Below are 23,213 nucleotides of genomic sequence, written 5' to 3'. Positions count from 1 at the left end.
AGAACCCTTTCACAACCCTATCGTAAAACTCTTATTATTCTATCACGTCTTGTCATCGAATGCTTATACCCCGGATAGATGGCGTGAGGCAAGGAACCATTAAGTCGGTCGCACCGACTTAGGGTCCCCTCCTGGGTGCGAATGCACGTTGCTTAGTCGGTATCAGCGTCTTAACTCGCTCAATTTCCCCTGCTTAGTCGGTGCAGCCGACTTACTTTTACCGCATAGTCCTCATTAAGTCGGTCGCACCGACTTAGGGTCCCCTCCTGGGTGCGAATGCACGTTGCTTAGTCGGTATCAGCGTCTTAACTCGCTCAATTTCCCCGGCTTAGTCGGTGCCACCGTCTTACCTTTTCCGCATAGGCCTCATTAAGTCGGTCACACCGACTTAGCGCCGCCGCCAGGGTGCGAATGCACGTTGCTTAGTCGGTATTAGCGTCTTAACTCGCTCAATTTCCCCGGCTTAGTCGGTGCCACCGTCTTACCTTTTCCGCATAGGCCTCATTAAGTCGGTCACACCGACTTATTGCCCCCTCCCGGGTGCGAATGCACGTTGCTTAGTCGGTATCAGCGTCTTAACTCGCTCAATTTGCCCGGCTTAGTCGGTGCCACCGTCTTACCTTTTCCGGATAGGCCTCATTAAGTCGGTCACACCGACTTAACATGTCCGAGGCACACGATAACACGATAGATGGCTGCCTGCTACTTTCCCGTTTAGCAGATACTGGACCCAGGTGATTTACTACAACCCGAGCTTTTTATTTGCGTCGAAAGCCTGATGGTAGGAGTGTTGACCAAGAATGCGGTATCATAGATCCCGACAGGAAAAGAGGAGGTCAGGGCATGAGCAATCAAATTAGCGCAGAGTTTTACGCTGCGAACCGTAAGAGATTGGCAGATTCTATGAAAGATTTTTCAGTTCTTGTATTGTTTGCAGGACGTGCACCGCACAGGTCAGCAGACAGCGAGTACCCGTTCACCCCCAATCGGAACTTTTACTATTTGACCGGGATCGATAGGGAAAATGTCATTCTTCGCATCGTCAAGCGCGATGGTGACGTGGAAGAGACTTTGTATGTGGAGCGCCCTGATGAAGTAGCAGCAAAGTGGACTGGTGAACGTCTCAGTGCAAACAGTGCTCGGGAGTTGTCCGGCGCCCAGTCCATCGCCTATTTGGACGAATTTGACGCCCAGTTCAAGGCCTTATTCCGTCGCACCATGTTCAAACAACTGTACCTCTCCTTTGAGTCAGAGGCTTGGGATACACCAAGTACGCCTGCGCACGAGTTTGCAGATCAGGTTCGTACTCGGATGCCACACCTGAAAATCAAGAATGCATTCCCGCTTATCTGTGAACTCCGTGCCGTGAAGTCGGAGGAAGAGGTGGCACAGATCCGTCGTGCTATCGAGATCACCAACGACGGCATTCACAGCATGCTGAAAAATGTGCACCCTGGCATGATGGAATACCAGCTGCAGGCCTACTTTGATTTTGAGCTGACGAGTGCTGGTGTGCACGATCACGCTTTCCCATCCATCATCGCCGGCGGACAGCGCGCCACAGTGCTGCATTACGTTGAAAACAACCAGGAATTGAAAGACGGAGAGTTGGTCCTAATCGACCTCGGAGCCGCCTGGAACTACTACAGTGCAGATATCTCCCGGACCTTCCCTGTGAACGGCAAGTTCACCGATAGGCAGCGCGAGATTTACGAAATTGTGCTGACTGCAGAAGAAGAGACCATTGCTGCAGTGAAACCGGGGATGACCCTCAAAGAGTTGAACGACGTGACCAAGAAGGTGTTGGCGCGGGAATTGAAGCGAATTGGCAAGATTAAAGAAGATGATGAAGTGGTGAATTACTATTACCACAGCGTCAGCCACAGCATGGGACTCGACACGCATGACGTGTGGGATTCATCGTACAAGATTGTTCCCGGTGCCGTGATTACGATTGAGCCGGGCCTGTACCTCGCGGACGAGGGCATCGGCATCCGGATTGAAGACGACGTCATCGTCACGAAACACGGGTGTGAAGTGCTGTCGCCAGAGATTCCGAAGACGGTCGAGGACATTGAGCGCCTGATCCAGGGTCGCTGACAGCAGTACAGTCAGGTCGGACTGGTCGGGGAAAACAGATGACCCTGAAAAGTTCAGTCAGCGGTCCTCGTGGAAACTGACTCGGGGGGCAGGCTGTGCAAAGGCCGGTCTTTGAGTCAGTTGCTTCAAACCTGTAAGAGGTGATAGAGAATGGGTGATCCTGTACGCGGGCGTTTTGCACCGACCCCGTCGGGATATCTCCATATCGGCAATGCATTCACTGCCCTGCTGGCGTGGTTACAAGTGCGCCAACAGGGTGGTGAGTTTGTGTTGCGCATCGAAGACCTCGATGAAAGACGCCTGAATCCCGAATACGTATCGGCCATCTTAGAGGATCTGTCTTGGCTAGGGCTAGACTGGGATGAAGGTCCTGACGTGGCGGGACGGCATGGGGCATATCGGCAGAAGGATCGGATCGAACAGTATCAACACGCGTTTGATTCGTTGAAGAAGCAGGGCTTGGTATATCCGTGCTTCTGCAGCCGCAAGGAGTTACGCGAGGCAGCCTCCGCACCCCACGGTCTCGCATCTGAGGGTCCCGTCTACAGAGGAACATGCCGCCTCCTATTGTCCGCAGAGCAACTACGTCGAATGCGGCAGAAGCAGCCGGCGTGGCGTTTTGTCGTGCCGAATAGGCCAGTAGAATTTACAGACTTGGTAGCTGGGCATCAGCAGTTCGGTACCGCATTCGGCGGTGATTTCATTGTCTACCGAGCTGACGCAGTGTTTAGCTACCAGCTCGCTGTGGTCGTAGATGACGCGGAAATGGGGATCACGCAGGTGCTTCGTGGCGATGATCTCCTCGACTCCACCGTACGTCAAATTTATCTGTACGAGGCACTCGGGCTGGAGCAACCTTCGTTTGCTCATGTTCCACTCATCTACTCAGCGGACGGGGAACGATTTGCCAAGCGGGATGGTTCGATGACATTGCGCAGCCTTCGGTCGAAGGGTGTGACTGCAGAACAAATCACAGGTTACCTGGGCTGGTTTGCCGGGTTGCTTGATAGACCGGAACCTCTTCGGCCCGAAGATCTTGTTGAGATGTTTGACGTGCGGCGGATTGCCCGGAGCAAGGTGCTGCTTCCACAGGATTGGATGGACACCCTGACGGGGTAACGTCACCTGGAGCGGTACTCGAGCGGCACCCTTCAGGTCATTTACACATCGTCTACGGGGCGATGTTCTGCTAACCACGCCTCATAGGCTGCCGGTGTATCGAGATCGACAGGCGTATCGTCAAGTAGAGCCACCAAGCGGCGATCCGCAGGGTGCGCCCACACGACACTTCGGCCCCCCTCGTCGCCCGTAACTTGCATCAGTTCGCCAAACAGCGCCCTGTCAAACAGAATCGGGTGGCTTGGTTCTCCTTGATACGATGCTTGAACGATGAGCGCCCGATCTCGTTGATATCCTTCTACGACCGCCTGCACATGGTGCACAGTCACACCCGGTTGATCCCCCAGCAGGATAACAACTGCATCAGCTCCCGTTGCCTCCGCGGCCGTAACCCCTGCGCGCAGCGACGTACTCATCCCTTCCTTGGCGTTGAGGTTGAGCACCTGCTGCCACAAAGGATGCCGGGTCACCTCGCGCACGGATTCGTCATCCGAACTGACAACCACAATCCGAGCTGAAAAGTGAGCCCCTGAGGCTGTCTCCATGACGCGTCGAATCAATGGTTCGCCGTCCTCGAGCGGGAGTACGAGTTTCTGTTGACCCATTCGGCTTGACGATCCCGCTGCCAGCACCACACACACAATCTGAAGTTGTGTTTTTGCAACCTTCTCATCTGGCGTATTACCTGAAACCTCACTTGCCATCTTACGACTCCTTTGTGTCATATTCGTCCACACTGCGGTACAGGGGGACCCCTTCTTCGGCTAGCTCGCACAGTGGACCATGACGCTTCTGTCTCCACCAGAGCCCTGTATCCGTATCCTAAGCCATAATTGAAAGGCAGCCCCAGGGCACAGCCCTGGGGCATCTACTTCCAATTCCAATTCCAATTCCAATTCCAATTCCAATTCCAATTCCAATTCCAATTCCAATTCCAATTCCAATGACTTATGGCTTACTTGTGGCCTATATCCAGAGCGCTGTGGCGGATCAGATGACCTGACCCCACCCGGCCGGATACCTTGACATGACCCGAGGCGACCCTGCGGATTCAAGCAGCGACCGTCCACGCAAATCCATGCCACAGCTGCGCCATGGCAGCGTCAAGCCGCCCCATCACTGCGCCGCCTACACCTCAGTCTGCGCCGACCGCCGGTGTACCCTTCGATACCCACTCCACAACCTGGGCCGGGGTCACAGGCATTGCATTGACCATCACACCAAATGGCTCGAGTGCATCGGAGACAGCCGCAGTCAAGGCTGCAGGGGCCGCAATCAGCGAACCTTCGCCCATACCCTTAAATCCGCCTTCCGAGGCAGACGGAGTTTCGATGTGTTCAATCTTCATGCGCGGTACCTCTACGCTCGCCGGCAGCAGGTAGTCCTGCATGGACGTCGTCACCAGCTGGCCGTTCTCGTCGTACTTGAGCTCCTCGAGGAACGCCTCGCCGATACCCTGAGCTACTCCGCCATGGATCTGGCCCTCGACGATGGTCGGGTTAATCAGGTTACCGCAGTCGTTCACAACCGCATAGTCGAGGGTCTCGATGAGACCGGTGTCCGGGTGTACTTCGACGACCGCAATGTGCGTGCCATTCGAGAAGCTGACCTTGAACGGAGGCTGATAGCGGGTGACGATTTCGAGACCCGGTTTCATCCCCTCTGGCAGTTTGGCCACGTGCGTGTAGGCAATCTGCGCGAGCTCTTTAATGGTCAAAGATTTCGCCGGCACACCTGCAACAAATGCCTTGCCCTCTTGCAGCTCGATGTCATCTTCGCCAGCTTCGAGTACATGAGCAGCGAGCTTCACGAGCTTTGCACGCATCTCTTTGCCAGCCGAAATGGCTGCACCGCCGCCGATGGTGCCGGAACGGCTGCCGCCCGTACCCCCGCCAAACGGTGCGCTGTCAGTGTCACCGTGCAGGATGACAATGTCCTTCACGTCCACGCCAAGTTGGTCAGCAATCAGCTGAGCCATCGTCGTTTCGTGACCCTGACCTGAAGGCCCCAGACCGAGAGCGGCAGTGACCGTACCCGTTGGCTCGACGCGAATCGTACAAGCCTCATAACCGACGCTGCCGGCTTCTGAGCTTGCGGAAGCGGTCGGCTCCACAAAGACCGAGATACCAACGCCAAGGTAACGGCCTTGTGTCCGGTATTCAGCTTGCTTTTTGCGGAAATCCTCGTATCCAATCAGGCGCAGTGCGTCTTCCATAGACTTCAGGTACGATCCCTTGTCATAGAGCATCTTGGACGGGTTCTTGTACGGGAAGTCTGCGTCGCTAATCATGTTCATGCGGCGCACATCTACCGGGTCTTTGCCGAGGTGCCGTGCAACCCGGTCAACGATCCCCTCCTGAATGAAGGAAGCAATCGGACCCCAGACGCCGCGATACGCGCCAAGCGGCATCTTGTTCGAGAACGAACAGTCAATCACCGTAGCCTGGTGCGGAATCGTGTAGGGACCCGTCAAGACGTTGGCTGCCGTTACGGTTTCCCCAAGCGATCCCGGGAACGGCACCGCAGCATACGCACCCTGATCGGCCATCATGTGGTCATAGATAGCGATGATCTTACCATCATCATCAAACGCAAACTCCACGTCGTGCACACCATCACGAGCGTGAACGTCGGAGAGGAACGACTCCTGGCGGTCACTGACCCATTTCACGGGTCTGCGCAGTTTGAGCGCCATCCAGGAAACCACGAGATATTCCGGGTACATCGCAGCCTTGATGCCAAATGCGCCGCCGACTTCCGGCACGACCACGCGGACCATGTTCTCTTCCATGCCGAGCATCTCGCACAGCTCACTGCGCAGTTCATGAGGGCTTTGATGACCGCAATAGCAGGTCAGGCGGCCCGAGAACGGATCCATCAACGCAGCGAATGAGCGGTTCTCCATGGCAGCACCCGTTTGCCGATGGAACGTAAATGTATCCTTCAAGCGATGCGGCGCATTGTTAAACGCATCGTCAAAGCCTTCTGTCTTGCGCTCGCGGTGGAAGAAGACGTTGGATCGGCCTTCATGCACCTGGCGAGTCGATTCCAGAGCCGCAGTACGGACATCAAGCACTGGCTCAACCTCTTCGTAGCGGATCCTAACGAGATCGGCCGCGTCCTCTGCAACGTAACGATTCTCTGCCGCAATCGCAACAATCGGCTCACCGACAAAGCGGACCTCGTCTTTCGCGAGGGCGTACCAGGTCGTCTTGAAGCCTGCGCTCGTCATCTCAAGCGGGCAGTTGTCGTGTGTCCAAACCGCCTTCACACCAGGCAGGGCCTTAGCCGCTTCGATATCGATCGATGTAATCTTTGCAGCGGGACGGTTAGATCGAACAAAGGCGACTTCCAACATACCTGGGAAGTCCACATCGTCCAGGTACCGTGCCTGCCCAGAGACGAGACGTGCGTCTTCAATACGAGTAATTCGGCTCCCCGTAAACTGGGGACGCGAAGCCATATCTGCCATTATGCTCCCTCCTTGTCAGATCCGCCGTCCGCATTCGTATGGTTAACAGCCTTTGCAGCAGCCGCATCCTGAACCGAGTCGACGATAAACTGATATCCCGTGCAACGGCAAAGGTTCCCGGAGAGTGCCTCGCGGATTTCCGCTTCACTCGGATTCGGGTTGCGCGCCAAGAGGGCCTCCGAAGTCAAAATCATGCCCGGTGTGCAGAATCCGCACTGCAAACCGTGATGCTTCTGGAAGGAAGCCTGCAGTTCGCTCATCCCTTCGTCCGGCGTAACCCCTTCAATCGTCGTGATCTCACGGCCTTCTGCCTGAACGGCAAACATCAGGCAACTGCGCTCGGGCGCTCCGTCGACGAGAATCGTACACGCGCCGCATACGCCTTGCTCACAGCCGACATGCGTTCCCGTGAGACCAATCTCATGGCGCAGGACATCCGCGAGCAGCATGCGTGGCTCAACCTCTACAGAGTGGTTCTCGCCATTGACGCGGAGGGTAATTTGAACAGTCTGTTTGGTGAATGTCTCCATCTCAGGCTTGCCCCTTTCTGGCTTGCTGATATGCTTGTTCCGCCACAACGACGGCGAGGTGTTTGCGATAGGCAGGGTCTTCCACCGGATCGAACTCTTCAGCGAGTTCCTTGAACTGTTCTGCGCGATCCGATGTCTCCTTTGCGATAGACAGTTCCCGACGCTCTGGACCGCCGCTGACACCAAACCAGGTCACCGCGTCCGTGCCGCCCTCGCCAGAGAGTTCGACGTATGCACCTGCCAAGGCAAAGTCACCTGGGCGGCGGGCGAACTCCGCGAAACCGTATTTAGCGTTCGGTGCAGGAACCGGAATTTTAACGCTCGTTATCATCTCGCCGTCCTGCAAATCCGTCGTCAGGAAGCCGAGGAAAAACTCCTCAGCCGGCACTTCGCGTGCGCTGTCGGCGCTCTCCAGGAGCAGTGTGGCGTGCAAGGCAACCATTGCCGCAGGAAGTTCCGCAGCGGGATCGGCATGCGACAGTGACCCACCGAGGGTCCCGCGATTTCGTATCGCCCAGTGCCCGACTTCGCCTGCAGCTTTCGATAAAACCGGGAGAACCTCTCGAATCTGCTCGTCTTCGTGCAGTTGTTGGTGGCGGACCAAACCGCCGATGTGGACAGTGCCTTCAGAAACGGAAATGGTTGCAAGTTCCTTCAGTTGACTAATGTCAACGAGCGTTGTGGGGCGGCTGAGTCGAAAGTTCATCAGTGGAATCAGACTCTGCCCACCTGCCAACAGCTTTGCGTCAGCATTATCTCGTAGAGCAGACAATGCCTCTTGCAAGTTATTTGGCCGCACATACTGAAAAACAGCCGGTTTCATAGCTTCCCTTCCTTTCGCGTACCGTTTTGTCACGTTGTCGTGTACTTGGTGTTTGTTGCTCGTTGTCACTTGCTCATTGTCATGTACTCGTTCGTCATGTGGTTTATTCGTTTGCCAATCGGAGAAGGCTCGCAACGGTTCCCCCCGGGACCATCTTCTCAAGAAACGGGAGCGCCGCCTGCAAAGTCCTTGTCCTCGGCTCAAATCCAGGGGTGCCCATCCATGGGTTCACCCACACGACACGCGTGTCGTGCGCACGAATGGTGTGGAGCGCCTGTCGTACGTCCTCTGCAGCGCCGACATCCCAACCATCACTGATGATGACGAGCAGCGTGTCACTCTTTAACCAGCGACTGCCGTAAGACGAGATCCACTCGCCAAGTGCCCAACCAATGTTCGTTCCGCCAGCCCAAACGTGTTCAATTTCAGCCAAATAGGCACGAAGCAACGGGTATGGGGCCAGCAGTCCCTCTGTGATGTCCGCCATGCGGGTCGCAAACGGAAACACGCCAAGACGCTTCCATTTGCGCCGGAGTATGTAAAGCCACGGCAGATAGAGGTCAATCGATTCCGCCATCGATCCCGATACGTCCCACAACACAGCCACCCGCCCTGGCACGCTGTAGCGTGCTTCCGGAAGGTACTGCAGTGAAACGTGTCCCAAGCGTTGCCAGAGGCGAACCGTGCGCTTCCAGTCTGGCGACGTCTTCATGCGCTTGGTGCTCTTTGCCCTGCTCTGAACTTGGTGAACCAATGTGGACTTGCCTTCAATGCGAGCTGTCCAGGGCGGCAGGTCCACAAAAGCCTCTGCTCCGTAACGTACTCCAACGCCGAGACTCGCGGTGCCGCTGCCTTGCTCAGATGCGTCGTCGAAACTTGCCCCAGTATCTTCTCTGTGCTGCGGAACTCGGGAAACGGTTTCAGAACTGGGGTTGGGATGTCCTGGTTTGTCACCGTCAGGGTCCCTTCAGGTCTCGCCAGAGAAGAGCTCTTTGAGGCGCTTCGCGACCACCTCCATGTCGAGTACGTCTTTCACTACGCAACCGATGGTTTGACTGGCAAAATCGAGCGACCAGCCGCCCGTTTCCAAAGAAAGTGCCTTTGCCCAGTCAATGCACTCCGCGACCCCCGGCGGTTTGATGAGGTTCCACGTACGCAGGGCGCGAACTGCCTTGACGACCATCTGCATCTCTGACTCCGGCAACTCAGGAACGTGAGAGGAGACGATTTCATGCTCTTGCACTTCTTCTGGCCACTCAAAGCGGTAGAACAGACATCGCCTGCGAAGCGCATCACTGAGCGGACGCGTTCGATTGGAGGTCAGAAGAACGACAGGCGGCACTTCAGCATGGACAGTCTTCCATTCCGGAACTGAAATTGTGTACTCTCCCAAAAATTCGAGCAATAGGGCTTCAAATCCTTCATCTGCTCTGTCAACTTCGTCAATCAAGAGCACTGAAGGGCGGTTCAAGGCGCGCATCAACGGGCGCTCAAGCAGATATTCGGACGTAAAGACGTCAGACGATTTATCTACGGTAAGTGCTGCAAATTGTTTGTGGTAGTTCCATTCGTAGAGCGCTTGATCGGCCGTGATACCCTCGTAACATTGCAATCGAACGATGTCTCTTTCGAGCACCTCTGCCAATGCTGCAGCGAGAGACGTCTTTCCGACTCCCGCAGGACCCTCGAGAAGAATCGGACGAGGCATCGTGCAACCAAGCGAGATCATCTTGGCAAGATGCGGGCCAGCCACATACCCGGCTTCGCGTAACCCATGTTCCAGGGCACCCGGACTGGGCCGGTCATTCATCCGGCCATTCAAATGACGACCCGCATTTGTTTCATCATTCGCCAATCCTGTCACTTCCTGTCTTGGTTGTTATGCTTCCTTGGCGATGGTCTTCGCTTCTTTGACCAGAGCATTGAAGAATTGATTGATAATGAACTTCGCGACTCCAGAGAGCATGCGCTGACCAACACCCGCAACCGTTCCGCCGACCTTGGCTTCACCTTGATAACTGACCGCTGTTCCTGCGTCAGACGCTCGGATTTGGACCGCCACATCTGCATCCATAAACCCCATCGGCCCCTCACCTTTGACAATCAGCCGATACGACTCACCAGGAACAACATCGGCCATGTCGAGCGTGCCGTCGTAAACACCCTTAATTCCTGCAACGCCCACTTCCATCCGGGCTTCGTAAGAGGTGTCAGAAACAGCACGAAGTTCTTTCAGTCCGGGCATGGCGCGCTGAATCGCGTCGGGGTTGGTGATGAGTTCATACGTTGCCATTGGTGCTGTCGGGAACGCTTTCGTGCCTTCAAGTTGCATACCGTCGTCCTCCCGTTTCAATTGTCATTTGTCAAACCGTGCCTACCTGACTACCTGACTACCTGACTACCTGACTACCTGACTACCTGACTACCTGACTACCTGACTACCTGACTACCTGACTACCTGACTACCTGACTACCTGACTACCTGACTACCTGACTACCTGACTACACGACACGTAACCACGGACGGCCGCTTTGCCACGTAACCTGACAGGGAACCTCAAATGCACGAGTGAGTGTGTCATCCGTCAGTACCTGTTGTTTTTCACCTGATGCCAGAACTGTACCCGACTTCACAACCAGGGCGTGCGTAAACACCGGCAAAACTTCTTCCACGTGATGCGTCACATAAATCATCGCCGGAGCATCCTCACGACGACCGAGGGCAGAGAGGGCAGAGAGGAGGTTTTCCCGCCCCCCCACATCGAGCCCCGTACACGGCTCGTCCAGGATCATCAGTTGAGGCTGGCCCATCCACGCCCGTGCGAGCAATACTTTTTGCTGCTCCCCCTGGGACAGCTGAGAGAACGGCGTATCCGCCAAACGCAGACACCCAAACGTTTCGAGCATTCCCTCTGCTCGCTCATCATCTGCTTCTGTAAAGCGGTGGTAGCTCGTTCCAATCGCGGCATGCTTGCCGCTCTTGACGACTTCCCGCGCCAAGTCCTCTGCGTGAGCAGCGTGGAAACGAGCTCCGAGGGATGCACTTACGTACGCAATCGACTTTCTCACGGTCTGCATATCACAAGCGCCATAGCGGTTGCCAAGAACCGAGACCTGTCCCCTTGTGGGCCACTGATAACCGAGAATGATGTTCAGCAAGCTGGTCTTGCCCGATCCGTTAGGACCTATTAACGCAAAATGCTGACCTGACTCAATCTGCCAGTTTACCTCTGACAGAATCACGCGCCCCTTTTGACGCCAAAATACGTCCTTCAGTTCTACAATCACAGACTTTTCTCCTCGCCACACTGATACTTTGGAGTATACCAAATTGTGTACATACCTTCTTGACAGATCCTGTCGAATTATCAGCAGGTATTGCGAAGTCCGGATGCGATACTTTTATCTCAGCCTGTAGCCCGAAACCCGGATGCAATCCCGTTATCTCAGCCTGTATTACGAAGTCCGGATGCGATGCCTTTAATGGTCCAAAGCACAGCCTGGAGCGTTTCCGCATAGCGCGGGTCATCCGTACTTAACGTCCGCAATTCTTTCAGCAATGCGACCTGGAAGTAGGAAAGCGGATCGACATACGGATTGCGAAGCCGAATCGACTCCTTGATGACCGGGCTGTTATCGAGCAGTTCCGCCTGCTCAGTAATTTCGAGCACCCAATGCCTTGTGCGCTCAAACTCGGCCTCAATCCCTGCAAAGACGCGCCGTGCGAGCGTCTCATCCTCAACCAATTCCACATACGCGGAGGCGATGGTGAGGTCCGTCTTCGCCAACGCCATCTGCAGGTTGTCTACGAGTGCCCGAAAGAAAGGCCATTTTTTATTCATGTCGCGAAGCGTCCGCATCCGCTTGTTGCGCTCCGTAAGCAGGTTTTTTTCAGCGCCAAACGTTGCCGTTGGATCATCTCCGAGTCCCGCCATATACTCCTCGACGGCAGTCCCAAAACCAAACCATGCAGGCAACAGGTGTCGCGTTTGAGTCCAAGAAAACACCCAAGGAATGGCACGCAAGTCCTCAATGCGAGCGGAGTTTTTGCGCTTCGCCGGGCGCGATCCGATATTCAACGCCCCGATTTCATTGATGGGCGTTGCCTGTTGAAAGTAGGGAAGGAAGTCTTCTGTACCGTAGATAAAGTTGTGATAGCACTGATAGGAAGTTTCAGACAGTCGCTCAACAATACTCGACCACATGGTTTCCGTACGTTGCATGGATGGGGTCTGGACATTCAGCGATCCAGTGAGGACTGCGGCCACCGCCGACTCCAATGAACGCTCGGCAAGCCCAGGATGGCTGTATCTCTGCGCGATGACCTCTCCTTGCTCGGTTATCTTGACTTTACCGAGCAGCGCCTCTGGCGGCTGGGCAAGAATGCTGCGTTCGACTGGACCGCCGCCGCGCCCCAGCGCACCGCCGCGACCGTGAAAGAACTTGAGCCGCACACCGTGTTCTTTGGCACTCTGAAGCATCGCCTTTTGCGCTTTGTACAATTCCCAGTTGGCCGTAAGGACACCACCGTCTTTGTTGCTGTCGGAATACCCGAGCATGATCTCCTGTGACTGACCATGGGCTCTGACCTGGCTTTTGAAAGTCGGGTTGGTCAGCAGTTCTTCGACCATACTCGGCGCTCGCCGCAGGTCGTCAATCGTTTCAAACAAAGGAACCACATTCAACCGACTTTCCACAATCTCACCGTTCTCAACCTGCACGAGTCCCGCTTCTTTCGCCAAAAACAGGACCTCAAGGAGGTCACTGACACCCTGTGTCATCGAGATGAGATACGTCTGGATACAGTCTTCACCGAGTTGGTCTTTCCCGAGCTTGATGATGTCAAACACCTTCAAGGCTTCCATCGTCGTCGGTGAGAGTTGATAGAAGCGGCTCCATACGGGGCGCGGGTCAACAATCAGATCCGTGAGGAGAGCAATCCGTTCGTCCTCTTGCATTTCCATGTAATCAGAGCGAATCTGAGCCGCCTTTAAAAGCTCCGCCACGCTCGATTCGTGCACACCGCTGTGCTGCCGAATGTCGAGGGTAGCCATGTGAAAACCGAATAACTCCACCTGCTGAATGAGCGGCCTGACCTTTGCATCCGCCACCTCTGCTCCGTGGTTTTCCCGCAAAGAGCGGTCGATGAGGTACAAGTCGGCCAGCAACTCCTTGGCGCCTGTATAAGGGCGGATATATCCTGATCTGTCCTGACCCGGTTTCTGACCCGAATCCGGTACGTGGTCCGTGCCTCCACTTTGGCTCGGGTTGGAAGCTGCAGTTGAACCGAGCAGACTACCTTTCCGTGCCGTTTCAAGTCCCACCCGAGAAGAGGCTAAGCGAGCCATCATGTGGTCGATCTTGGCCCGGTAAGGCTCAGATGGAATTTCGCTGGCTGTCTGCAATTGCAGTGACGCAATCAATTCGTCGCTAACCGGGACAAGAGTGGATGATTGGCTGAGGTCGAGCGACATCGTCTCAAGCCGCTGGGCGTATTTGCTGAGTGCCAGTTCAAAGTGAATCAGGAGCGTCTGCCACGTGATATCAGCCGTGACATTGGGATTTCCATCCCGGTCTCCACCCATCCAAGAACCGAAACGAAGAAAGCTCGGCACCTGCCAATCTTGATTCGGGTATGCTTTTGTGAGTTCTTCTTCGAGGTGCAGGTGGACTTCGGGCAGGATGTCAAACAGGATGCTGTCGAGAAAGTAAAGTCCGTTTCTGACCTCGCCAAGCACCGTGATCCGCTTATCCCGAATTGGACTGGTCTGCCAAATGCTCACGATCTCCGCACGGATTTCACGCTCAATCGTGCGCGCTGCGCGGGTTGAGAGCAGCGGATCGTCCAAACGTTCGAGAAGGACCGCTATCCGTTGGTGCTTATCTAGAATGCTGCGTCTCGTCGCTTCCGTTGGATGCGCCGTTAAAACGAGTTCGACACCAAGGCCTTCGACGATGTTTTTCAGGTGTTCCGCGTCGATACCGCGAGCTTGAAACGCGGCCATGGCACTTTCAATCGATCCTCGCTGCAAGACAGGCCGCTCAGCTCTCTCGTACTCGCGTTTTCTGCGGATCCGGTGATGCTGTTCAGCCAAGTTGATGAGCTCAAAGTAAAGCGCGAACGACCGGATAACAAAAAGGCGATCGTCGACTGAGACTGCATTCACATAGTCTTGAAAGGCTTGCTTCAAGTCGTCCGACGGGGCCTGGCGAAATGCTTTTGATAGAGAGCGGAGGTTTTCAACGTGATCAAAAACAGCTTTCCCGCACTGTTCAACAATGATTTCGCCAAGTATGTTACCGAGGATTCTGATATCTCTGTGTAAGGGTGCTTCAGTCACTTCGCGTTCTGGCATCCGGTTCTCTCCCTCCAATGATTCCTCTTTGTCTGTGCGTCCTCTAGCGAGATATCTATGCGCAGATATCCTTGCACCTGCAGATCGCTGTCTTCGCATGTGACGGAGCATCCATTTGGACGCAAAAAAGTTGGATGGTTGGCAGGCGTGAAACACGCAAAACCTGTGCTAACGCTAAGGTGGCAGGTGTTTTTTCTTGATGAAATCGGGTTATTCCGCAGTGGCAGCTTGCAGAGCAACATCTATCATGTCTGCAAAAGAGGACTGACGCTCTTCAGAGGATGTCTCCTCCCCTGTGACGAGGTGATCACTGACGGTCAGCACGGACAGAGCCTTCGCTCCGTACTTGGCTGCAAGTGTGTACAGCGCCGCAGTCTCCATCTCGACCGCCAAGGTTCCGTAAGCCGTTAAACGTTCTACCGTGGTGTCCCCTTCTTCACGGTAAAACGAGTCGCTGGTAAAAACCGACCCGACGTGAACGGAAACGCCCTTTGCGACGGCCGCCTGAAAGGCTTTTTGAAGAAGATTGAAATCCGCAGTTGGTGCATAGTCGAGGTGTGGAAAGCGGACCCGATTCACAGCAGAGTCCGTGGACGCTGCCATGGCTAAAACGAGATCGCGCACACGAATGGACGGCTGATATGCACCGCACGTGCCGACCCGAATGAGGCTTTTGACCTCATAGCTCTGCATTAACTCATTCGCGTAAATCGAAATCGAGGGCACGCCCATCCCTGTTCCCTGAACAGATACGCGTTTTCCGCGGTATTGTCCAGTAAACCCGTACATCCCGCGGACTTCGTTATAGCACTTTGCATTCTCCAAGAAGTTTTCCGCGATGAACTTAGCACGGAGCGGATCTCCCGGAAGTAAAATAGTGTCTGCAATTTCCCCGGCATTCGCGCTGATGTGTACGCTCATCACAGGAACCTCCTTTGAGTGACGCGCAGATTCGTGACGCAGATGGAACATGTAGTGTGTATTATAACCTTTTTGGACTCAAATGACGAATCTAAGCACTCGCAAGGGCCTGTTCAAGGTCTGCCTTTAGGTCCTCGATATGTTCGATGCCAACGGACAAGCGAAGCAGTCTCTCCGTCACGCCAATCGATTCCCGAACGGCTTGCGGGATATCCGCATGGGTCTGGACCGCAGGGAACGTGATTAAGGACTCGACGCCGCCGAGACTCTCCGCAAACGTGATTAACCGAACGGCGTCGAGGACATGCGGCGCCATTGATTTGTCTGCCACCTCAAACGAAATCACGCCCCCGTAACCGGTGGATTGTCGTTCCTGCACCTGCTTGCCGGGATGAGTGGATAGCCCCGGGTAGTAGACTCGGGTAATTGCCGGGTGGGTGACGAGCCAATCAGCGAGCGCGCGGGCATTTTCTTCATGCCGCTCCATCCGAAGTGCAAGTGTCTTCATCCCACGCAGGAGTAACCAGGCATCCTGTGGACCCAGTACCGCCCCAATCGCGTTTTGGTAGAAGGCAATACGCTGTGCGAGAAAGCTGTCTTTGGTGACCACGAGGCCCGCAAGGACATCGTTGTGGCCGCCGAGAAACTTCGTGGCAGAGTGGACAACGATGTCTGCACCAAGCTCGAGCGGTCTCTGGTACACCGGCGTCATAAACGTATTATCGACAATAACCGTGACGCCTTTTAACTGCGCAAGCTCGACACACGCCCTAATATCCGTAATCTGCATCGTTGGATTGGTCGGCGTCTCAATGAAAATCGCCTTTGTCGCAGTACTCATAGCTGCCTCGACCTGCGCCGTATCGGATGTATTTACGTACGTGGCGCTCACACCAATCGGCCGCAGAATTTGTTCAATCAGCCGATATGTGCCGCCGTATAGGTCATTGGACACAATCAGGTGATCGCCGGATTGAAACAACTGGCAGACACAGTGAATGGCAGCCATACCAGAGGCAAACGCAAATCCGGCTGTACCGCCTTCCAGTTCCGCAATGGTCTGTTCCAAGACCTGCCTGGTTGGATTCCCCATCCGTGAGTAGTCAAAGCCTGTACTTTCTGTAAAACGCGGGTGCGCGTAAGTCGTCGAATGGTGAATCGGGATTGAAATTGCTCCCGTTGTCTTATCGATCCGATTTCCAGCCTGGGCAAGCTTCGTCTCTAGTTTCAAAGCTGGTCTCTCCTCGCTGCAGGCCCTGATCCGAAGGCGTGCTCCGTCCCTCGTCTCCCACCTGGTGTGATCTTCTGTCGGTCAAAATACACACTTTTCTGATGGGAGTCAAGGACTTTATAGAATAAGGCGATTTATGCAGCGAGCATTGTTCCTTCGTTTCGGCTTTTTCTGCCACTAGAACTGTTACCTTCACGGAGAGGTTCTTTTATCCGCTTGAAGCAGAACCCTTATCCGGCGAATTTCTTCATTCTCTTGTCGACGTTGGTTCCGTAAATCCTCATTCAGAGCTTTCACCAAGGAATAGCACATCACAATCATGATAACGGCAAAGGGAAGCGCGGCAACAATGGATGCAGTCTGCAGTCCTTGTAACCCTCCGCTAAGCAAGAGTACCACCGCAATCAAGGACTGCAATATGCCCCAAGTTACCTTCACTCGGTTAGATGGATTTAAACTCCCGTCGGAAGACAGCATACCAAGCACGAAAGTCGCGGAATCCGCTGACGTCACAAAGAAGGTCACAATTAGAATTGTGGCAATCACCGCCAGCGGCCACCCCAACGGAAGGTGCCGTAACACAACAAATAAGGCTTTTGACATGTCCTTTTGCACCACAGAAGCAATATCTACGCCTTGAAACATTTGCAGATGCAATGCCGTTCCACCAAATACAGAAAACCAGAGAAAACTCACGAGACTTGGGACCAGAAGCACACCGGTCACAAACTCACGGATGGTCCGTCCCCTTGAGACACGGGCGATAAACATGCCAACAAACGGCGCCCATGCAATCCACCAGGCCCAGTAAAAGAGAGTCCAGTTGGCAATCCACGTACTCGGCCGAAATGGCGCCAGCCGGAGGCTCATCCGTACGAGATTTTGGAGGTAACCGCCGAGCGTCGATGTAAACGTATCAAACAGAAACCACGTTGGTCCCAAAAACAACGTAAACAAGAGCAACACGGCTGCTACGATGAGATTGGTATTGCTAAGAATCTTGATGCCCTTGTCTAACCCTGTTGTTGCCGAAATCAAAAACAGCACCGTCACAACTGCGATGATAGAAATCTGCAGAATGCGAGTAGACGGAACGCCAAACAAAGCATTTAGGCCACCATTAATTTGCAGTGTGCCAAGTCCAAGTGACGTCGCGACACCAAATACCGTAGCAAGAACGGCCAGGATATCAATGGTCTTGCCAATGCTTCCGTTGACTCTGTCACCAAGTATGGGATAGAAGGTCGCACTAATAAGGCCTTTGGAACCCTTACGGAAGTTGAAATACGCCAAGGCAAGTCCAATCACAGCATAGATGGCCCACGGTTGTAATCCCCAATGGAAAAAACTGTACCGTTCTGCCCATGTCGCTGCTTCAGAGGATTTCGGAGTCAATCCCATCGGCGGCGAAACATAGTGGTCAATGGGCTCCGCGACACCCCAAAACACAAGACCAATCCCCATTCCCGCGCTGAACAACATGGCAAACCAAGTTACATACGAATACTCAGGTTCCTCATCGTCAGCCCCAAGGCGAATTTTCCCGTACTTCCCGAACGCAAGATACAGAGTGAAGACAAGAAAACCGAAGGCAGCGATGAGATAGAACCAACCGAACTTATCTGTCGTGAAACTGAGCATGTAGTTTGCGCCAGCAGACAACTGATGCGGAGCCAATGCGCCCCAAATGACGAAAAGCACAACGATGACAATAGAAATAATAAATACCAGGTGAACCACCCCCAAGTGCGACTGCAGTGGATCTTTCCCCGCACCTTGTTCATTTATGAGAGGTTCAGTTAACTAGCAGGTGTCGTTTTCCTGTAAAGATTAATTAGAATGGATATTGTGTCGTATCTCGTAATATTTTTCTGCAACCTGTCGATTTGCCTTCTGTTTTATTGCGTATCTAGCAGAATTGCTCGTATAATTTAAACTGTTCTATATATACATGCTTGTAAGCGTTTGCGGTGTGCTTACACGTCGGGCCGGCGGATTTTCACCGCCACACTTGTCAAATGAGATCGGATTACAGCCAACGTCACTTAACAATCGGCTGAAGGGAGTTTTGAAAATGTCTGAGGTTAACAACCAACTGGATACCTTATTACACGAGCAGCGATCTTTCCCACCCTCTGAAGCATTCGCGAAACAGGCGAATTTTAACGATCCTGGCGTCTATGAACGAGCCCTGAAAGACCCTGATGGGTATTGGGCGGAACAAGCAGAGAACATTACTTGGTTCAAACCCTACGACAAGGTTCTGGAATGGAACCCGCCACACGCAAAATGGTTTGTCGGCGGCAAACTGAACGCTGCATACAATGCAGTGGACAGACATCGCCAAGGTCCCCGGAAAAACAAAGCGGCAATTATCTGGGAAGGCGAGCCTGGCGACGATAAAGTATATACCTATGAGATGCTGGGCCGCGAAGTAGACAAAGCAGCTCACATGCTGAAGAATCTCGGTGTGAAGAAGGGGGACCGCGTCACGGTCTACCTGCCGATGATCCCGGAACTCCCCATTACGCTGTTGGCTTGCGCAAAGATTGGCGCCATCCACTCTGTTGTGTTCGGTGGCTTTTCAGCCAAGAGTCTCCAGGACCGGATTCTTGACGGCGACTCGGATGTACTCATCACCGCAGACGGTGGTTGGCGCCGCGGCGGTATCGTCCCATTGAAGGCAAACGCGGACGAAGCTGTAGAAGGGACCAAAGTACGCAAGGTGGTCGTTGTACAGCGGATCGGAGAAAAGTCGAATGCAACAATGGTTGAAGGACGAGACGTCTACTGGCACGAGGAGATGGCAAAGGCACCGACGACACCTTGCCCTGCGGAGGAGATGGATGCTGAAGATATCCTCTATCTGCTGTACACGTCCGGAACAACCGGTAAACCGAAGGGGATTGTTCACACAACCGGAGGTTACTTGGTCGGTGTAAATACCTCGATGCGCAGCGTGTTCGACCTGAAAGAAGAAGACATCTTCTTCTGTACCGCTGATATCGGTTGGGTTACCGGTCACACCTATATTGTCTACGGGCCTCTGACTGCAGGAGCGACCGTGGTGATGTATGAAGGAGCTCCAGACTTCCCTGAGAGGGACCGGTTCTGGGCTATCGTTGAAAAGTACAGTGCAACCATCCTGTACACTGCACCCACATCCATTCGCACATTTATGAAGTGGGGACCGCAGTATGCAGAAAAGCATAACCTTGACAGTCTCCGGCTGCTCGGAACGGTTGGCGAACCCATCAACCCGGAAGCCTGGATGTGGTACCACGAACACATCGGGAAAGGCCGTTGCCCGATTGTTGACACTTGGTGGCAAACCGAAACAGGCTGCGCAATGATTGCGCCGTTACCGGGTATTACGACGACCAAGCCAGGATCAGCCACTCGGCCTGTGCCAGGCATTGATGCAGATATTGTGGATGAGCAAGGCAACTCTGTTGAGCCCGGACATGGCGGCTATTTGGTCGTCAAAAAGCCTTGGCCGTCCATGCTGCGCACCGTATGGGGTGACGATGACCGCTTCAAGCGCACGTACTTTGGCCAATTTGAAGGCATCTATCTCCCCGGTGACGGTGCACACAAGGATGAAGACAGCTACTTCTGGATTCTCGGCCGCATTGACGATGTCATCAACGTATCCGGTCACCGCATCGGGACGATGGAAGTCGAGAGTGCAATTGTTGACCATAAGTCAGTGGCAGAGGCAGCAGTCATCGGCCGCTCGCATGAAGTCAAAGGCCAGGCCATCACTGCTTTCGTAACCGTGAAGGAAGGTATCGAAACCTCACCGGAACTTGTTGCACAAATCAAACAACACGTGGTCGAGAAAATTGGTGCGATGGCACGTCCGGAAGAAATTATCTTTACTGCAGAGCTGCCGAAGACGCGCAGCGCAAAGATCATGCGCCGTCTGCTTCGCGATATTGCGGAAGGCCGCGTGCTTGGAGACACGACTACGCTTGCGGATCCGAGCGTGGTTGAATCCCTCAAAAATCAATACGCACATACTGAGTCTTAATCAAGACGATTGTTCTCAGTTCCTCTGATGTCGCCCTGCTGACCGAAACTGTCGGTCAGCAGGTCACATATACTCATTTCTTCTGCTATTTTCACATCCTTTGTGGCAGTCCCAGACCACGCATGAATCAGGTGCGCGCGAGGAGGTGTCAACCCCAGAGCACAGTCATTTTGAATTAGATGTCTGAATCATATGTCGATTGTTGTCGGTCTCGAGGCGCCGAAATGTCGTCTCAGTCATGACCTCAACGAAATGTTTTGTCAAAACATTGTTCTAATTTGAGAGGAGAATCTCCATGTCCGATGAAGCAAAGGTTACGATTGCCGATCCAGGTCCGCTTGGACTCGCAGGCTTCGGCATTACAACGGTTATTCTCAGTCTGATTAACGCCCATGTCACATCACCAAACGCCCTCGGCGTGGTGCTTGGGCTCGCGCTTTGCTACGGCGGCGGTGCTCAGTTGCTGGCTGGCATGTGGGAATTCAAGAAAGGCAATACCTTCGGTGCAACCGCTTTCACATCGTATGGTGCATTCTGGATTGCCTTCTACTTCATTGTGCACGCAGCCCCTAAAGCCGGCATGGGTGTATTCCTTTTGATGTACGGGATTCTGACGTTCTACCTGTGGATTGGCACGTTCTATCTGAACCGTGCATTGTTCTTTGTCTTCTTGACCTTGTGGCTTGCCTTCGTGTTCCTGGCACTGGGAAATTTCAATGTGATGGGGAGCCAGGTTGGCGGTTGGATTGGTCTCGTTTGCGGCATTCTGGCGTTGTACACCTCTGCTGCGGGAGTGATTAACTCAGTCGCAGGGCGCACCATCTTCCCTGTTGGGCAGCCGATGTCCCGTCCCCAGTCTGCGGGAGGCGGCATGACCCGCGCAAACTAAGTCGACCACATTCGGTACCTTCTCTGCGTAAGCGATACAAATGCAGGTTATGCCACTGGAGACCAAGCTTGGTCTCCAGTGCTGTTTACGTTGTGCCCCATCCGTGCAGGACCCCACATGTTATCCGTTCCTATATGCAAATCATTTTCATAATGATCACTTTCACCCGAATATCCATTTAAATATTTGGATAAATGTGATAATTTAATAACACAGTGGCTTCGTTGCTCCGTTGTGTGATGTCCCTCGCTTCGCCTTGTTTGTTCTGTTGTTGTGGTCGGTCCCCTCAGGTCTCGTGCAAGATTTTTGTGTAAGGGCTTTCTGTAAGCGCTTTACGAAAATTGTTGATGGCCATTAGGAGGAATGAATGCATGTCCACAGTAATCTCAGAAAACCCCCGTGGTATTGTCGGGTGGTTTGCCAAGCGCGATGTCGAGGTATATCCGCGCGGTTGGCTGCAGGTTGGTCTTTTGGTGTTGGTTGTCATCGCAAACATCGTTGCGAATTATGAGGGCGAATTAGCTCCAGTCGTACCGCTCTTATTACCCTTTCTCAAACTGAACCTGATTGACTATGGGTTTATCATGGGTGGCACAACAGTCATCTCCGGCATTGTTTCCATGGTTCTCGGATCACGCTTTGATCGCTATGGCAGAACCTTTTTTGTCGTGTTTGGCACCTTTGTTACGGCACTCGCTGTCTTCTCCATGGTTTTCGTACACACTACACTTGACTTTATCATCGTTCGATTCATTATGGCTGTCATTCTTGGGCTCGTACTTCCTGCAACCACGGGTCTGGTACGAGACTTCACACCACGCGTTGGTCGAGCGCTCGGCTTTGGACTCTGGACATTTGGTCCAGTCGGGGCCAACTTTCTTGCAGCAGGTGTCGCCGGATGGACATTGCCAGCCTTCCACGATCACTGGCAATCACAGTTTTACATCATGGGATCCGTTTGTTTGGTTATCAGCATCGTCGTCGCGTTTTTCATTCGCGATCTGTCTCCGAGTCTGCGGGCACAAATCATTAAGGACCATCGGGACGTCGAAAAAGCACAAGACCAAGCTCGGCACAACACAGGCGAGATCGCAAATCCAAGACTTGTCTTTGGGTCGTTCCGTATCTGGGCTCTGGCAGTGGGCATCGTGCTCTTCCTGTTGGTGTACTATTTCACAACAGCGTACGGGCCGCTCTATCTTTCCGAGGTATTCAAGTACGCTCCGTCACAAGCAGCTGGTATCGCTAGTTACTTCTGGCTGGCAAACCTTGGTTCCCTAATTCTGGTTGGCATTATTTCAGACAAACTCCAACTCCGCAAAATCTGCTCAATGGTTGGCGTCGTTGGAGTTCTGATCTTCATGTTCTTCTGGATTCACTTGATTGGCCACACCGTCAGTGTATCGACCATGATTTGGTACACGTCGATCCAAGGGATCCTGCTCGGTATCGGCTTTGGTCCTTGGATGGCCCTCTACTCAGAAAACTTGGAGGACATTCACCCAACCCTTCAGGGATCCGGGTGGGCATTGTGGTCATTCGCCCAGTACGTCCTTGCAGGTATCTTTGGCGGCCTTACCTTTGTCATCGTCAATGCCATTGGATTTAAAGGATGGTTCTATATCTGTATCGTAGGCATCATCCTGTACGGCATTGTACTTTTCACGGCAAAGGGTCCGTGGTTCCGTCGTCCAAAGAATGCAGCACAGTAATAAAGGAAAGGCCGATCAACCGCGGGT

The 23,213-nt window shown here is 53.6% G+C and carries 17 protein-coding genes; 5 read left to right on the top strand and 12 right to left on the bottom strand.

Annotated features, from left to right (window positions below; genetic code table 11):
* Nucleotides 1–855: 855 nt before the first annotated feature.
* Together AN477_RS15505 and gluQRS are read left to right on the top strand one after the other, a co-directional pair.
* Nucleotides 856–2,100, top strand: coding sequence for an aminopeptidase P family protein (locus AN477_RS15505; RefSeq protein ID WP_054970176.1), 1,245 nt, complete (start codon nt 856–858; stop codon nt 2,098–2,100).
* A 150-nt stretch (nt 2,101–2,250) separates the two neighbouring features.
* On the top strand, nt 2,251–3,219 hold the full coding sequence (gene gluQRS / locus AN477_RS15500) for a tRNA glutamyl-Q(34) synthetase GluQRS (protein WP_054970075.1): 969 nt from the start codon (nt 2,251–2,253) through the stop codon (nt 3,217–3,219).
* 41 nt (nt 3,220–3,260) lie between these two features.
* Here gluQRS and AN477_RS15495 read toward each other — a convergent pair whose 3' ends face one another.
* The 12 genes from AN477_RS15495 to AN477_RS15440 all read right to left on the bottom strand — a co-directional run bounded on the left by AN477_RS15495 (nt 3,261) and on the right by AN477_RS15440 (nt 18,283).
* Complete coding sequence (locus AN477_RS15495) at nt 3,261–3,923, bottom strand: nucleotidyltransferase family protein (RefSeq protein ID WP_054970074.1); 663 nt, start codon at nt 3,921–3,923, stop codon at nt 3,261–3,263.
* Nucleotides 3,924–4,354: 431 nt separating this feature from the next.
* Nucleotides 4,355–6,691, bottom strand: coding sequence for a xanthine dehydrogenase family protein molybdopterin-binding subunit (locus AN477_RS15490; RefSeq protein ID WP_054970073.1), 2,337 nt, complete (start codon nt 6,689–6,691; stop codon nt 4,355–4,357).
* Entirely contained in the window at nt 6,691–7,221 is a 531-nt protein-coding gene (locus AN477_RS15485) for a (2Fe-2S)-binding protein (protein ID WP_054970072.1), read from the bottom strand. Before AN477_RS15485 ends, AN477_RS15490 begins: the two co-directional genes overlap by 1 nt.
* A gap of 1 nt (nt 7,222) precedes the next feature.
* Nucleotides 7,223–8,044 carry an FAD binding domain-containing protein gene (locus AN477_RS15480; RefSeq protein ID WP_054970175.1) on the bottom strand — a complete coding sequence of 274 codons (822 nt, stop codon included), beginning with the start codon at nt 8,042–8,044 and terminating at the stop codon, nt 7,223–7,225.
* Nucleotides 8,045–8,147: 103 nt separating this feature from the next.
* Nucleotides 8,148–8,843 (bottom strand): VWA domain-containing protein, encoded by a 696-nt coding sequence (locus AN477_RS15475; RefSeq protein WP_054970071.1) that lies wholly within the window; start codon nt 8,841–8,843, stop codon nt 8,148–8,150.
* A 168-nt stretch (nt 8,844–9,011) separates the two neighbouring features.
* On the bottom strand, nt 9,012–9,899 hold the full coding sequence (locus AN477_RS15470; protein ID WP_245631847.1) for an AAA family ATPase: 888 nt from the start codon (nt 9,897–9,899) through the stop codon (nt 9,012–9,014).
* Between the two features lie 24 nt (nt 9,900–9,923).
* Nucleotides 9,924–10,376 (bottom strand): SRPBCC family protein, encoded by a 453-nt coding sequence (locus AN477_RS15465; protein ID WP_054970070.1) that lies wholly within the window; start codon nt 10,374–10,376, stop codon nt 9,924–9,926.
* 170 nt (nt 10,377–10,546) lie between these two features.
* Nucleotides 10,547–11,332, bottom strand: coding sequence for an ABC transporter ATP-binding protein (locus AN477_RS15460; RefSeq protein WP_054970069.1), 786 nt, complete (start codon nt 11,330–11,332; stop codon nt 10,547–10,549).
* Between the two features lie 158 nt (nt 11,333–11,490).
* Nucleotides 11,491–14,400 (bottom strand): phosphoenolpyruvate carboxylase, encoded by a 2,910-nt coding sequence (ppc, locus tag AN477_RS15455; protein WP_054970068.1) that lies wholly within the window; start codon nt 14,398–14,400, stop codon nt 11,491–11,493.
* A gap of 210 nt (nt 14,401–14,610) precedes the next feature.
* Entirely contained in the window at nt 14,611–15,321 is a 711-nt protein-coding gene (gene deoD / locus AN477_RS15450) for a purine-nucleoside phosphorylase (protein WP_054970067.1), read from the bottom strand.
* A gap of 91 nt (nt 15,322–15,412) precedes the next feature.
* Nucleotides 15,413–16,552, bottom strand: coding sequence for a trans-sulfuration enzyme family protein (locus AN477_RS15445; protein WP_054970066.1), 1,140 nt, complete (start codon nt 16,550–16,552; stop codon nt 15,413–15,415).
* 192 nt (nt 16,553–16,744) lie between these two features.
* A complete protein-coding gene (locus tag AN477_RS15440) occupies nt 16,745–18,283 on the bottom strand; it encodes a glycine betaine uptake BCCT transporter (protein ID WP_054970173.1) in 1,539 nt (512 codons plus the stop codon).
* A gap of 343 nt (nt 18,284–18,626) precedes the next feature.
* Between AN477_RS15440 and acs the strand changes: the two genes are divergently transcribed.
* The 3 genes from acs (at nt 18,627) to AN477_RS15425 (ending at nt 23,186) form a co-directional block, all read left to right on the top strand.
* Nucleotides 18,627–20,585, top strand: a complete 1,959-nt coding sequence (acs, locus tag AN477_RS15435) for an acetate--CoA ligase (protein WP_054970065.1) — start codon at nt 18,627–18,629, stop codon at nt 20,583–20,585.
* A gap of 295 nt (nt 20,586–20,880) precedes the next feature.
* Nucleotides 20,881–21,474, top strand: a complete 594-nt coding sequence (locus AN477_RS15430; protein ID WP_054970064.1) for an acetate uptake transporter — start codon at nt 20,881–20,883, stop codon at nt 21,472–21,474.
* A 371-nt stretch (nt 21,475–21,845) separates the two neighbouring features.
* Nucleotides 21,846–23,186 carry an MFS transporter gene (locus AN477_RS15425; RefSeq protein WP_054970063.1) on the top strand — a complete coding sequence of 447 codons (1,341 nt, stop codon included), beginning with the start codon at nt 21,846–21,848 and terminating at the stop codon, nt 23,184–23,186.
* Nucleotides 23,187–23,213 lie beyond the last annotated feature (27 nt).

It is taken from the genome of Paenalicyclobacillus ferrooxydans (genome assembly GCF_001399675.1).
In the GTDB taxonomy this organism is placed as follows: Bacteria; Bacillota; Bacilli; order Alicyclobacillales; family Alicyclobacillaceae; genus Alicyclobacillus_B; species Alicyclobacillus_B ferrooxydans.
Note: the sequence above shows the minus strand (reverse complement) of the source record. Positions and strands in the feature narration are given on the sequence as shown.

Bases quoted from the DNA above. Each gene is read 5' to 3' on its own strand.
- gluQRS (WP_054970075.1), top strand. From the start codon at position 2,251: ATGGGTGATCCTGTACGCGGGCGTTTTGCACCGACCCCGTCGGGATAT.
- AN477_RS15495 (WP_054970074.1), bottom strand. From the start codon at position 3,923: ATGGCAAGTGAGGTTTCAGGTAATACGCCAGATGAGAAGGTTGCAAAA.
- AN477_RS15490 (WP_054970073.1), bottom strand. From the start codon at position 6,691: ATGGCAGATATGGCTTCGCGTCCCCAGTTTACGGGGAGCCGAATTACT.
- AN477_RS15485 (WP_054970072.1), bottom strand. From the start codon at position 7,221: ATGGAGACATTCACCAAACAGACTGTTCAAATTACCCTCCGCGTCAAT.
- AN477_RS15480 (WP_054970175.1), bottom strand. From the start codon at position 8,044: ATGAAACCGGCTGTTTTTCAGTATGTGCGGCCAAATAACTTGCAAGAG.
- AN477_RS15465 (WP_054970070.1), bottom strand. From the start codon at position 10,376: ATGCAACTTGAAGGCACGAAAGCGTTCCCGACAGCACCAATGGCAACG.
- ppc (WP_054970068.1), bottom strand. From the start codon at position 14,400: ATGCCAGAACGCGAAGTGACTGAAGCACCCTTACACAGAGATATCAGA.
- deoD (WP_054970067.1), bottom strand. From the start codon at position 15,321: ATGAGCGTACACATCAGCGCGAATGCCGGGGAAATTGCAGACACTATT.
- acs (WP_054970065.1), top strand. From the start codon at position 18,627: ATGTCTGAGGTTAACAACCAACTGGATACCTTATTACACGAGCAGCGA.
- AN477_RS15430 (WP_054970064.1), top strand. From the start codon at position 20,881: ATGTCCGATGAAGCAAAGGTTACGATTGCCGATCCAGGTCCGCTTGGA.
- AN477_RS15425 (WP_054970063.1), top strand. From the start codon at position 21,846: ATGTCCACAGTAATCTCAGAAAACCCCCGTGGTATTGTCGGGTGGTTT.